This window comes from Pseudooceanicola pacificus, from assembly GCF_009789075.1.
GTDB lineage: Bacteria > Pseudomonadota > Alphaproteobacteria > Rhodobacterales > Rhodobacteraceae > Pseudooceanicola > Pseudooceanicola pacificus.
In genome coordinates this window covers 528,726-543,095 of sequence record NZ_WNXQ01000001.1, presented here as the reverse complement: position 1 = coordinate 543,095, position 14,370 = coordinate 528,726, and the positions used below count along the sequence as shown (strand labels likewise).

Genomic DNA, 14,370 nt, shown 5'->3' with positions numbered 1-14,370 from the left:
GAGTCGATCGAGTTCTCGCAGCGGATGCCGACGCTGGCCGACGGCACGCGGATGGAGTTCGAGATCACCGGACGGTTCGCCGATGGCGGCACGGCGGACCTGCCCGAAGGCTATGTGACGGTGGACTTCGCCGATCCCTCTGTCGCCCGTCTGCGGCGCGGCCAGATCGAAGGGCTCTCTGACGGGTTCAGCCTGCTCAGCGCCACCCGGGGCGCGGTGACGGCGGCCACTGTGGTGCGGGTCGGCGCGCTGTCGGATTATGACGCGGGACTCGCCACCTATGGCGCGGATGTCTACCCCGACACCGTGATCGTGACCGAGGGCGCATCGCGCCAGCTGCTGCTGTTCGATTACGCGGGCGAGAACGTGGTGCAGACCCGCCCCGGCGAGGTGACCACCATCGTCGCCAATGGCGATATCGTCGAGGTCACGCCGGATGGCCGCATCATCGGCAAGGCCCCGGGTGAAACGGTGGTGCAGGTGATCTTCCGCGCGACCGAGGTGCTGGTGCCGGTGCGGGTGCAGGCCCCGGTGGTGGGCGACAACATCCCCGTCGGCCCCGAGGGCGGGGTGGTGCAGAATGCCGAGGGCTTCCAGGTCGGCATTTCCGAAGGGTCGCTGCCGCGCGAGACCGAGGTGACGATCACCACGCTCGACCAGGCCGATATCGAGGCCCCGCCCCTGCCCGAGGGCGTCGGCTTCACCTATGCCGCCGCCTTCCGGCTGGACACCGGCGATGCGCCGATGCAGGTGCCCGCGCAGCTGGCCATCCCGACCGCGCTGGCCGCCGGAACAAAGGTGCTGTTCTACCGCATCTCGGATTTCGTGACGCCGACCGGCACGGTCAAGGGCTATCAGGAAGTCGAAAGCGGCATCGTCGACGCCAACGGCATTGCCCGCACGACCTCTCCGCCGCATGGCGGGGTCCAGGGGCCGGGCGATTATGTCGTCGCTGGGATCGAAAACGACCTGGCGCAAAAGACCGGCATTGTCGACATCAAGGCCAAGGGCGCCAGCGACGCGGTGCAGACCTCGGCCTTTGTCACCGGACAGGGCGGGGTGGGCGGCGCCTTCATGGGGGCGATCAACTCGGGTTCGAAGTTCGTGGTGACGCTGGCCAGGAATGTCACGAGCCTGGTCACCACCGTGTTCAACGCCGATACGCTGGAATATATCGGCGAGAAGGTCCTGCAGGTCTTTGCCGGCATCGGCGAGATCGTGACCTCCATCGTCGGTTCGGGCGCGGCGCTGGCGATCCAGGGCAACGCGCCGGTGATCACCGAAGCGGCCGCGCAGCTGACCGGCACGACCGAAGGCTCTGCCGTGATCGACCCGCGCCTGCAGGTGCGCGGCGACCGGCTGCGGGCACCCGCCGGATCGAACGCCCCGCTGCCCAGCTGGGTGATCTTTGGCGAATTCGACGCGGACGAGATGACCGGCCTGATGCTCGAAGCCGGCGAAGAGGCGGCGGTGGATTCCGTGCTGCGCTCCAAGGATGGCAGGGCGGTTGCGGTCCGTGCCGAGGCCGGCGTTGCCAACGGCAAGGACGCGCTGACCGTCAGGCCCCCGCGCGACATCCTCGTGACCTCGATCGCCGTGGCGCGGCCCGACCGGGCGACCCAGACCTTCCTGGGCTACACCCCCAGCGGCATGGCCGGCGCATCCCAGACCGGCGGTGCCTTTACCGATGTGACCTTCGAGTTCTCGGAACCGGTGAGGATGCGCGGCAGCGATACCGACACCTTTGTGTCGGTCGAACGCGGCATCACCCAGCCCGAGGGGGTCGAGGTCGAAACCGTACGGGGCAAGCTGGACCAGCTGGTGGTGATCCGCGACACGCCGCGGCCGGACACCAGCCAGATCGACAGCCTGCCCAGCCTCGTCGCGCGGATCCCGATCGGCTATCTCGACGGCAAGGGCGAGACGATCGAGGACAAGGGATCGGCCCGCCCGGGCAAGGTCGTGATGACCACCGACAACAACCGGCTCTACGTGGCGCTGACCGGCGCCGGCGGTGTCGCGGTGGTGGATGCGGTGATGTACCGCCAGATCGACGTGAAACCCGAAGACAAGGACCACACCAACTTTATCGAGATCCCGGGCGCGGCCATCGGCAACCTGGTGATGGACCGCTACAACCGGCGGCTGCTGGCCACGGATTCGCGCAGCGACACGGTCTATGTCATCGGGACCGACCCGAACGACCTGGCGACCTATCACAAGGTGATCACGTCGGTCAGCCTGGGCGGCGGGATGCCGATCACGGGCGCCACGGTGACCGAGGATTTCACCGATCTGCTGGTCACCCAGGTCGACGCCGCCAACCGCACGGGCCGCGTTGCCGTGTTCAACTTTGCCAGTATCCTTGCCGGCACGCCCGACCCCGCGCCGATTGCCACCTTCGGCACGCGCGGGGCGGGCAACGGGGCCTTCCTGCGCAATCCGTCAACCGTCGTCACCCGGATCGCGAGCGAAGACAACCTGACCAAGGCGGTGATCCTGGATCGCGGCACCATCGGCCAGCCGAGCGCGTATTCCGGCCAGATCGTGGTGATCAGCCGGGGTACGGATGGCAAGTGGAGCTTCGAGACCTCGGTGCCTTTTGCCCTGTCGGAGGCCATCGACGGGCAGGAGGCCAGCTTCGACATCTCGGACCCGGTCGATATCGTGTTCTCGCGCGACGGGCTGACGGCCTTTGTCATGGGCCAGCGCCGGTTCGATGTGACCGATCTTGGCCGCAACCCCAACCTGGCCACGACCTACAGCGAGGACCGGATCTACAACAACCCGGCGGGCAGCAACATCGCGGTGGTGCAGAACCTGCTGGGAACGTCCCGCGGCCTGGCCCCCCAGATCGTGGCCGCCACCCGCGGCATTCCCGAAAGCTGGGGGACCGAGCTGGGCCTGTCCGCCGACGGGCGCCAGCTGATCATGTCGGGCGGACGGCTGGGCAACGTGCTGGTCTATTCCATCGACGCAATCGAAAAGCTGCTGCGCGAGATCGACACCAGGGAGCTGCTGTCCCAGCACCCCATCGACGACCTGAACGACGAGGGCGACGTCATCTTCGGCGAGCCGGGGTTCGACGAGCGCGACACGATCAACAAGGACATCGACCTGCGCGCCGCCTATGGCCTGTTCTTTTCGCGCGGGTCGAACGAGGTGGTTGGCGCGCCGCCGGGCTTCCTTGGCCAGTACTACGGTCCCATCGTCACCGGCGGTCTTGCAAATGGCGTGGCCGAGTCCAAGAGCTTCATCAACCTGACGCCCAAGAACGTGACGGGCCCGCTGTTCGTCACCGCCGGGACCGGGTCGATCAAGCTGCCGGATTACCCCGCCAACGGCACCCCGACGCAGCCGACCTTTGTCTTTGAACTGCCCGAGCTCGACGGGTTGAGCGAGGTGGTCTTTACCCTTGCCGTCGCCGCGACGGGGCGGGGCCTCTTCCTCGGCGACAGCTCGGCAGACGAGATCAAGGCGCTGGAAAACCTCGGCTACCGCGAGGCGTTCCAGAACAACGAGAGTTCGCTGGGCAAGCTTGCGGTCGAGGGCAACCGCAACCGCATCTTTACCCGCAAGTTCACCCGCGCCGAGGCGCTGGAGATCATCGCCGCGGGCGGGCGGTTCGAGGTCACGCTGCCGACAAGTGTGGTGCTGACAAAGGGGCAGCAGTATTTCTGGGGGGTCGAGGTCGTCCAGCAGGGCAAGGATCAGCCCCGCGTGGAAACCAAACAGGCCAGCCTGGTCATCGCGCCGGCCGACCCGCCGTCGGGCGCGGCATATGCCGGGGTGACGGTGCTGACCCACGGGATCAGCACACCCTTCGTCGGCCCGGATATCGAGGAAACCACCCTCTTCGCCCTGGCCGAGGCCATCGCCCAGGCCGGCAACGGCACGGTCCTGGTCTACGATCCCGGCAGCTCGGCGAACGACCCGCGCCGGTTCGGGGACTGGGTGCGCGTGTCGGGCCCGGCCAGCGATCCGCGCAGCGCCAATTCGCTGGTGCTGGTGACCGACTGGATCAAGGACAGCTCGACCAATGACGGCGGGTTTGCCGAGGCAGCGGGCGATGCCTTCTATGCCAGCCTCGTCGATCTGGACAAGCGGCTGGACGGGCTGCTGACCTCGCCGCTGCATTTCATCGGACAGGATCGCGGCACGGCGGTGAACTCGGAAATCGTCCAGCGCCTGCTGGTGCGGATCGGGGACGAGAACCTGGGCAACATCCAGGTGACCACCATAGACCCCAGCCCCGGGGTGCAGCCGCAGCAGCAGGTCCCGATCCAAAAGATCCTCGCCTTTGCCGAGGACATGACCAAGCTGGTCGCGGTCGGCTTCTTCACCTACGGCGTGGCGCAGAGCTATGCGACGATCCAGTCCGGCGGGCTGTCGGCGGCGGTGACCGTGCCCGCGGCCGCCGCTGCCTTCAAGAATGCCAAGCTGGCCAAGGAATTCGGCGAGAAGATCGCCGCCGCCACCAAGGTCGTCCGCTGGATGGGCTTCTCCGAGCTGGACCTGACCAATTTCCGCGATCCCAAGACGATCAACTGGGCCGGTGTCGATTTCGCCGACAACTATTACCAGAAGGCCGTCGACGTGAAACGCGGCGTGTCCTTCAGCTCGATCGGGACGTCGCTGACAACGGCGGATGTGAACCTGAACCTGACCGGGCTGCCCGGCTTCTTCGAAGACGACGCCGTGCCCGATATCGACATCGGGCTGTTCAACAGCTTCCAGATCGGCGCGGGCCTGGGAACGGTCAATGCCCGGGCCGTCGGCTGGTATCTCGGCACCGCGAACCTGCGGGCCGACACCTACCCGACCAATGGCGGCAGCCCCGACAACATCTGGCGCCAGGCTTCTGACCGGTTTGTCGAGACCAAGACCGCCTTTCCCCCGCCGGGCGACCTGTGGAATTTCGGCAAGCTGGCGCGCTATTACAACGATCCCCGCTTTCCCGCCGCCGAGACCATCGCCCAGAGCGCCGTCGGTTTCGATCCGAACCTGAAAAGCTGGTACGTCTCGCGCGAATTCGAGGATGCGCAGCAGCGCCTGCGGGTCAATTCCGCCGTGGCCGAGGACGGGCGCGCCTGGGAAGGGGTCGGCACCGGCTGGTTCTATTCCAGCCTGGGCGGCGGATCCAAGCTGCAGGCCAATATCGACGGGGTGTCCCGCGATGCCTATGACCCGGCCAAGTTCAACAACGCCACCGACAGCGACCTGAAGGCGCCGGTTTCCGAGGTCTTCAACGGCGATTTCGAGGCCTCGTTCCGCCCGTTCTACGGCCGTGTGCCGATCCCCTTCCGCAGCGCCTACGAGATCGCGGGCTGGTCGTTCCACGGCGGCGGCATCGGCAACCTCGACAACATGGCGCCCGGGGTCGGGGATTTCGACACCGCGACCCGGTTCACCGGCGTGCCGCTGCCGGGGCTGAACGCGCTGGTGCCCGGCTTCTCGGCTGAAAAATTCCTGGCCCTGTTGCCCACCAACACCCCCGCCGCCGTGACCAAGCAGCTTGAGGAACTGGTCAAGTTCTTCATCGGCGAGACCTTTGCCGCGCAAGAGGCCGACGACGTCATCAAGAAGCTGCTGGAGGCCAAGTGGACCGAGATCCCCGGCGCGCTGGCGACCTTTGTCCAGAAGGCCAGCCTGAAGGTCTTTGACGTCTTCACCGGCGGGGCGACCTATACGATCCTGAAAGAGATGATGTTGAAGAACATCGTCAACGATCAGCTCTACTTCAACATCGGCGCCCGGGTCGGCGAGGGTGACAACCAGGGGCTGCTGAACTTCTTCCTCGATGCCGAAAAGCGCAAGGTCGAGGATATCTCGGTCCTCGGTGCGACGGGCAGCTTTGCCAGGGAAGAGATCGTCAAACGCATTCCCGCGATCCTGAAGTTCATCCAGGACAAGCTGATCACCTGGTCCTTCCAGTTGCAGGCCGGGCGGTCGCTGGTGCACAACACGATGGTCTTCGACAAGGTGCAGGACCAGCTGGGCATAGACATCCGTTGGGAAGATCCCGCCATCGAACTGGCGAAAGACCTGCCGTCGCCCGAATATCCGCTGAACCAGCTCAGGGTCTATGCCGATATCGACGGCGCCCTGTTCGAGCTGGAGCCGGTGAACGAGGGCGAAAACCGCATCTCGGTCCGCAACGTCGGCAAGACGCAGCGGGTGTTGTTCCAGGTTCCCACGACGGTGCAGGGCAAGGCCGGGCGGCTGGTGATCGTGCACGCCGCCACAGGCGAACGGCTGGCGGTGGGCCAGACCGCGATCATCGACAATATCGGGTTCGAGGGGCAGGTCATCCTGACCGACACCTCCAAGGATTCCGACGACCTCAACATCTTCTTCAGCGACAACGGCCAGACCGTGGGCGGGGCCCAGGTCGCGGGCAGCGAGGCGCTGACGGTGAGCGAGACGGTCGGCACCGCGATCGACCGGCACGAGCTGACGATTTTCAACCGGGACGACCATGCGATCGACATCACGATCCAGGTGCCCGTGAACGACTTCCTGACGATCACCGCCGTGCAGGGCGAGTGGAAGCGGCCGGATCAGCGCGCGCTGAGCGAACTGCCCTACCGGATGCAGGACGGCGCCACCACGGCGGCGCTGACGCTGCGGCTGGCCGGGGGCGAGACGGCGAAACTGGGCCTGTCGGCCAGCGTCGCCAGGGACCGCCTGACCGAGCTGCTCGGCAGTTCGGGCGTGGCGCTGCTGACCGGCGAGATCGACATCGCCTGGGATGTCGTCGGCACCACGCGGCATTTCGAGAAGACGGCCAACGTGTTCTATCTGCTGGACGGCGGCGACGAGTCCTCGATCGACGGAACGCTGCAGATCGCCGATACGGTGGGCGATACGACCCGGGCGCTGGACATTCCGATCCTGGGCGCCCTGGCCGCGACCCAGGGGCTGATCGCGGGGATCTCCCCCAGCTACGACAGCTCGTGGCTGAGCGCCGATGCCAGCAACCCCCGCAACCTGCGCGTCAGTTTCGCGCCCACCGGGCTGGGTGCCATCCCCGGCGCGCAGCCGGTCTATGACGACGGCGGGGTGATGCGGCTGCTCTGGCAGGGGCAGGAGATCGGCACCGTCAATATCGAAGCCCGCGCCACGACAAAGCAGAAGGTCAACCTGGACACCGACGCCCTGCGCGCCGCCATCGACGAACGGATCGCAGCGATCCTGGCCGACGAGGCGGAACGCGAGCTGCCCGAGGAGGAGAGCTTTGCCGCTCTCTTTGACGGGCTGACGGGCGGCGAATGGGATACCGTGCGCGACCGTATTGTCGAGCGCGTCAACGCCCTGCTGACCACCGCGGGCGAGGATGCCTATACCGTGACAGAAGCGGTTGGCGGCGATCTGACCTATATCTTCCGCCAGGGCGAGGGCAGCAGCACCGCGCTGCCGGTCGAGCGGACCGAGGAAGAGGCCGCCGCCGCCGAGGCGCGCGATACAGTCGACGAGGCCATCGCACAGCACCGCGAAGATCTGACCGGCGCACGCGAGCGGTTCGAGGCCATCGGAGACGAGCTGGCGGGATTCTTCGTGGCCGATGTCGAGGATCAGGCCGCTCTGATCCAGCAGGCGCAAAGCTTTGGCGAACAGATCGGCAATGCCTCTGCGGCCGTAAGCTCGGCCCGGGCCACGCTGGAGCGCGAGGTCGCGCCGATCACCCAGTTGCTCGGGGCGCTGGAGGGCGATCAGGCGGCCTTTGACGACATCGGCGCGGGGCTGGTCGATCTGGTCGGTTCGATCTCGTCCGAGACGGGCAAGATCATGCAGTCGCAGACCGATCTGCTGGACGAGCAGGTGCGCCTGATGGCCGCCCTGCCCGAGGACACGCCCGAGCAGGTCCAGGCCAAGAACACCCTGTCGAGCAGCCTGAATGACCTGTTCGCCGGCATTGGCGACATCACCAAGTCGATCAGCGAGGCCGGGTTCCTGTCAGGCCAGGGTTACCTGCCCCAGCAGGGTGTCGACGGCGAAGCCGGCGGCGCTCTCGGCAAGATCATGGGGTCGCTGGCGAATGGCGGAAAGATCAACCTGGGGTTGGGCATCTCCCTGCCTATCGGCGGGCTGCTGAAGGACCTGCAGGGCACCTTCTTCCAGACCGAAGGTGGCGGGCAGCTGACCGGGGCGATCGACATGATCACCCGCGGCACGTTTGACGGGATCGGCGCGCTGGCACGGCATATCTCGCAGGCCAAGGATGCCTTGACCGGGGCCGGCACCGTCTACACCGATCCGGAGGCCACGAAATCGCTGCCCTCTCTGCTGGGCCAGATCGACCAGGTCGTCACCTCGGTGCAGACGCTCGAAGGGTCGATATTCGACTTCAACGACCTGTCGGGCTACATGGCCGCAGCGACCACGGCCTCGGACGCGGCGCTGGAAAAAGTGGGCGCCCGGGCCTCGGTGATGAGCGGATCGGTGCTGGACGATCTGAACACGGCCGACTCGGCGCTCTATGCGAGCGAAGCGGTGCACATGCGCCAGGGTCTGGACGAGACCCTGGCGGAGCGCCAGGCCAGGCTGGAAGGCGAGGTTGCCCAGGGCGGTGAAGCCGAAGCGCAGGCCTCGTTGGAGCGGGTCATCCTGCAGCGCGAGTCGCTTGATACGGCGCAGCGGGGGCTGAGCGAACAGGCCAGCCAGGTACATTCCGAGATCGGCGACCTGAAGGCGGTCCTCAGCGGGCTGCCGCAATTCTTCCCCCCGGCGGGTGAGGCACTTTCGAAGCTGCTCGGCGGTGGCGAGACAGAGTCGGGAAGTGCGTCCGGCGGCGGTCTGCTGGGCCAGCTGACGGGTTCCCTGGGGCGCATCACCGAACTGAGCGAACGCATTGGCGGGCTGGGCGAGATGGGCCAGGCCAACATGGCGCTGTCGGGCGGTGACATCGGCGCCGCCATCGGGCGGGTCGGGGATATCCAGGGCTTCCTGACGGAGATGGGTCAGTCCGACTTCTTCCAGGGCGAGACATTGTTCACGCCCGAGATGGTGCAGTCGATGAAGGGCGCCTTTGACAAGCTGGGCAACACTCTGAAACCGTCGTCGGGCGGAGGGTCCGGCGGCGGGATGTTCGGTGGCTTCAACAAGAAGATTCTGACGGAGCTGCTGCCGCTGCTGGAGGACTCGACCTCTTCCAGCGCGCCGGCCACCAACCCGCTGGCACAGGACAAGGGCTTCATGAAGGGCCTTCTGGGCACGCTCAAGGACAGCACGTCCAAGCTGACGGAAAGCCTTGGCGGACTCTTCGAGCAGCAGGAAGGCGCATTGGCAAATCTGCTGGGGACGTCGAAGTCGATCAAGTCCGACGTCGAGGCCGGCAAGGGCTGGTTCGCCGAGGCCGAGGTCAAGACAGAGCGCGTCTCGGGCGGTTTTGGCGGCATGTTCAGCGGCCTTGGCAACGTCAGCGGGCTGGCCAAGGCGCTCGGGCTGGACACCTCAGCCGCCAAAGTCAGCGAGTCGCTGGGCCTGACCAAGGACAACATCCACAAGCTCAGCGAGATCTTCCAGAAGATCGACACCGACTCGGGCGGCGCGATCAGCGAACTGCTCAGCGGCGAGATCTCCATCGAAACCCAGAACGAGCTGCGGGGCGCCAAGTTCGACCTGGACGCCGCCTGGGGCCGCAGCAGCGCCGAACTGACGGTCGAGGGCGCGCGGCTGACCAAGATCTCGGACACCGTGACCGGCGCCGAACTGACCGCCGCCTCGGATCTGTCGGCGGCGGTGACCGACGGGCTGAGCGGGCTGGGCGCGGCGGTCGAACTGGGCACCGCGGGCATAGATGCGGTCGGACAGGCGCTTGAGACGCTGCTGGCCGTGCCCCCGGGTTCCTCTGCGGCGGCCGAGGCGGCGCTGGCTGGTCTTAAGGCCGCGCTGGAGGCCGCCAAGACGGATACAGACGCCGCGGCCGAGAAGGTGGCCGACCTGGACGACACGACCGAGGAACCGCTGAAGGACGCGATCAACGAGGTGGCCGAGATCGGCCCCGCGACGCGCCTCGGGCTGGCCAGCTTCGACTTCACCCCCGCCGATACCTCGAACCCCGCGCCGGGCTTCACCCTGGCCGAACTGCTGCACCCCGACGTCGCCAATACGCTGACCGAGACGCAGCGCCTGTTCCGCCTCGATGGCCTGTTCAACGCGACCTATACCGGCGACCGGGTGATCATCGACACCGCCGCGCTGTTCGACTCCCTGCGCAGCCGCAAGGACGAGGCGGATTTCGATCCCGTCGCGGAATTCGCCCAGACGGTCGCCTGGACCTACACGCACGAGATTGCCCATACGCTGGGCCTGCCGGACCTCTACGATTTCGCAACCGGCGCGGCGCTGCCCGATGCGGGCCTGATGGGGCTGCGCAACGACTTTGCCCTGTCGGATGCCCTGGCCGATATCGTGCGGCTAGCGTCGAACCGGCAGGATGCGGGGGCGCAGGTGGATCTCGACCGGCTGACCGAACTGCTGCGTACGGCCGATGCCGCCGGCGTTCTGGACAGCGACGAGACGCACCAGCGCGACTATGCCTTTGCGCCGCTGATCACCTCCAGCCCGCTGGCCGGGACGTCGTGGCAGGTGCTGGGCGATGTCGCCAGGATCGGCACCCACGGGCTGGACCTGACCGAGGGCACCACCGCCCGCACCGCCGCGCAGCGGAGCTATCAGGTGCCGCAGGGCGCAACCAAGCTGACCTTCACCATCCGCTCGCGTATGCCTCTGGCCGCCGGGCAGCCGCCCGATGCCTTCGAGGTCGCACTGCTCGACCGGCTGGGCAATCCGCTGACGCGTCTGCCGGGGCTCAGCATGACCGATGCTGCGCTGAACCTGCAGGCGGATGGCACGCTGCGCGTGGGCCCGGGGCTGAGCGTGGGCGATCCGGCCCTCGCGGTGGACGGCTACACCGAACGCCTGGTCACCGTCGATCTGGCCGGGATCGCGCCCAGCGGGCAGATTGTCCTGTCGCTCGACCTGATCGGTTTCGGCGCCATCGACTCGGTGGTGCAGCTGCGCGACATCGGCTTCGACGTGCGCCTGCCCGAAGAAAACACCGCGCCCCAGGCCGCCGCCGGGCAGGTGGTGACGGTGGCCGAGGGGGGCAATGTGCTTGTCGACCTGCGCCCGCTGGTTTCGGATGCGGATGGCGACCCGTTGACCATCTCGATCTTCACCCAACCCCTGCGCGGAACGCTGCAAGCTGTCGAACCCGGGGTCTGGCGCTATACCCCGGCCGCCGAATTCTCGGGCGAGGATTCGCTGGTCTTCCAGGTCAGCGACGGGTCCAAGATCTCGCTGCCCACAGTGCTGCGGCTGAGCGTGACGCCGGTGAACGACAGCCCTGTCTTTACCACCTCCGACACCGCCCGCGTGGTCGAGGGGGGCACATTGGCGCTGCAACTCGGCGCCGCCGACGTGGATGGCGATCCGCTGACCTTTACCCTGCTCGACGGGCCGCAGGGCGCGACCCTGACGGCAGAGGGCGCGCTGGAATGGATGGCAGGCGACGGGCCGGGCAGTTCGGTCTTTCGCATCCAGGTCAGCGACGGGCAGGGCGGCACAGCGGTGCAGGTGCTGACCGTGACGGTGGATAACGCGGCCCCGGTCCTGACCCTCGGCCTGCCAGCCGGTGCCGATACGGGCAAGACTGTCACCGCGGCGATCGGTTTCACCGACCCGGGGGCCGATCCGCTGGCGGCGCTGCGGATCGACTGGGGCGACGGCACGGTCGAAACGCTGGCCCCCGACGCCACATCGGCCAGCCATGTCTATGCCGCCCCCGGCCAGTTCAACGTCACGCTCAACGGCACGGACAAGGATGGCGCCGCCGCGGCGAGCGTGAGCGGCTCCATCACCGTCGAAAACATCAACGATCCCCCGGTGACCAGCGACGGCCCGGCGGTGACGCTGGACGAGGACGGCAGCGCGATTGTCGACCTGCGCGCCCTGACCAGCGACCCGGACGGCGACGAATTGACCATCTCGATCGTGACGTCCCCGGCCAACGGCACGCTGGAAGTGGTCGAGCCGGGCGTCTGGCGCTACCGCCCCGCGGCGGATTTCAACGGCTCCGACAGCCTGACTTTCACCGCCAGCGACGGGCAGCTGACCGCGCCGCCCGCGACCCTGGCCCTGATCGTGACGCCGGTGAATGACGCGCCGGTATTCACCTCGCTCAGCACGGCGAGTGTGGCCGAAGGCGGTGACTTTGCCCTGCAGGTCGCGGCCTCGGACATCGACGGCGATCCCTTGATCTATACGCTGGTGTCCGGTCCCGCCGGTGCGGTGCTCTGGCCCACCGGGCTGCTGGAATGGCGCGCCACCGACGGACCCGGGGCCGAGACATTTGTCGTCGAGGTCTCGGACGGGCAGGGCGGCACCGCGCGCCAATCGATCAACCTGGCCATCGCCAATGTCGAACCGGCCCTGGCCCTGACCTTGCCGGCGGGCGCCGTGGTCGACACGCAGGTCGAGGTGGCCATCGGCGTTACCGATCCCGGCAGCGATCCTCTGTCCGCCCTGACCATCGACTGGGGCGACGGCACGCGCGAGGTTCTGGCCCCCGACGCCACCGCCCCGACCCACAGCTACAACCGCCCGGGCAGCTTTACCGTCACCCTGCGGGGCACCGACAAGGACGGGGCCGAAGCCTCCGCCAGCGCCGTGCTGCGGGTCGACACGCCCGGCCTGCGGGTGATCGGCGTCACCGCCCGGACCTGGGGACTCTACGTCCAGTTCAACGAGCCGGTGGACCTTGGCCTGCCCAATCCCTACCGCCTGCCCTCCCGCCCGCAAGAGCCGGTGGATGTCGAGGTGCTGGACGCCGCCGGCAAGACCATACGCGGCAGTCTGGTCCCCGATGCGGACGGGCGGGCCTTCTCCTTCATCGCGGCGGGCGAGGGGCTGGACCCCGGCACCTACACCCTGCGCCTGCGCGGCGATGCGCTGTCGTGGAAAAGCAAGTGGGACATCCTGTCGACCGGGTCCGGCGGTGTCTACGAGACAACCGTCACCCTTGCACCCGTCGGCGTCCGCGCGATGCTGGAAGACGCCGTCGCCGCCCCCGGCACCCCGCTGGGCCAGGACGGGCGCGGGCTTGAGATCGACCTCCGCCAGGCCGGCGGCGTGCAGCATCTGCTGGTCGAGCTGCACTGGGATCCCGACCGTATGGTGGTGCAGGGGGTGGAAACCGATCTGCCGGGCGCGACCTGGACGCTGGTCCAGCGCAGCAGCGGCATCGCGCAGTACCGGCTGGATCTCTCGGCGCCATTGCCCCCGGGGCAGTTCTCCGTCGGGCGGCTGGTCGGGCGGATGGCGCAGGGCGTGGCCTATGGCAGCAACGGCCCCGCAATCGAACTGCGGGTGGTCGAGGTCAACGGCGCGCCACAGAAACTGCCCGAGCAACTGGCCTCGGCCGACCGCGCGCTCAGCCTCGCCGCGCTGCGGGGCGACGCCGATGGCGATGGCCGCATGACCGAGGCTGACAAACGCCTGTTCTCTGCCGTGCTGTCCGATGCCACCCTCGGCTTCGACGCTTACAGCCTTGTCGATCCGTCGCTGCTGTTCCCGGCCAGCGATGGCGACGGGGGCGGCGACGGAGGGGACGGCACCGGCGAAGGCGGCGGGACCGACAGCCCGACGCCCGGCGGCGGGGCCGATGGCACCGGCGGCGGCACGGGTACGCGCGGCACCGGCTCTGGCCTGCTGGCAAGCGGGGCGGGCCTTGCGGCACAGCGGTACGCGCCCTCGGCGGTCGAGCTGATCCGCACCGGCGGCAGCCTCTCGTCCGCATCGCCCGGGGCGTTGATCACCTACAGCTATTCCCGCCCGGTGGAGCTGTGCCTGATCCCCGAAGCCGCGGGGGGAGAGGCCGCCGCCGCGCGCGCGGCCAAGGCTGGCCTCTGCTTCGAGGGCGACATCGCCGACCTTGCCGATCCGGATCAGCGCTGGCGCCTGACGGGCATCGGCACGGCTGGCAAAGCCCCGGCGGACACCGATCCCCAGGACGGCACCGTATGCGTGATCACCGGCGGTGGCGAAGACCTGGATGTCGGCGATATCTACCGCCTTGTGCAGGGCCCGGCAGAGGATGCCGCCGGTGGCGTGACGGCCCCCGATACGGCATCCGGCGATGCGCTCCGCCGCCTGTGTTTCGAAGAGGTCGCACCGGATGAGCTGAGCCTGCTGCCCGAGGCCCCGGCCGTGGCCGCGCCCGGCGGTGCCGAGGTCTCGCGCCTGTTGCCGCTGGCCGCGCTGGCGCTGGTCTCGGCGGGCGTCAGGCCGGACCGGGCACGGGCCAGCGACCGCCGGTCGCTGCGCGCCACGCTGCTGGGCGACGGCGCCGATCCCGAGCAGAGGTAA

Annotated in this window: 1 protein-coding gene (cut by a window edge); it reads left to right on the top strand. The window is 67.9% G+C overall.

The genetic code is table 11. From position 1 onward, the window contains the following. On the top strand, positions 1-14,370 hold the 3' end of the coding sequence (locus GLS40_RS02465) for a CARDB domain-containing protein (RefSeq protein ID WP_160381007.1). 20,973 nt of this gene lie to the left of the window's left edge; 14,370 of the gene's 35,343 nt are visible here — the last part of the coding sequence; the start codon falls outside the window, past its left edge; the stop codon is at positions 14,368-14,370.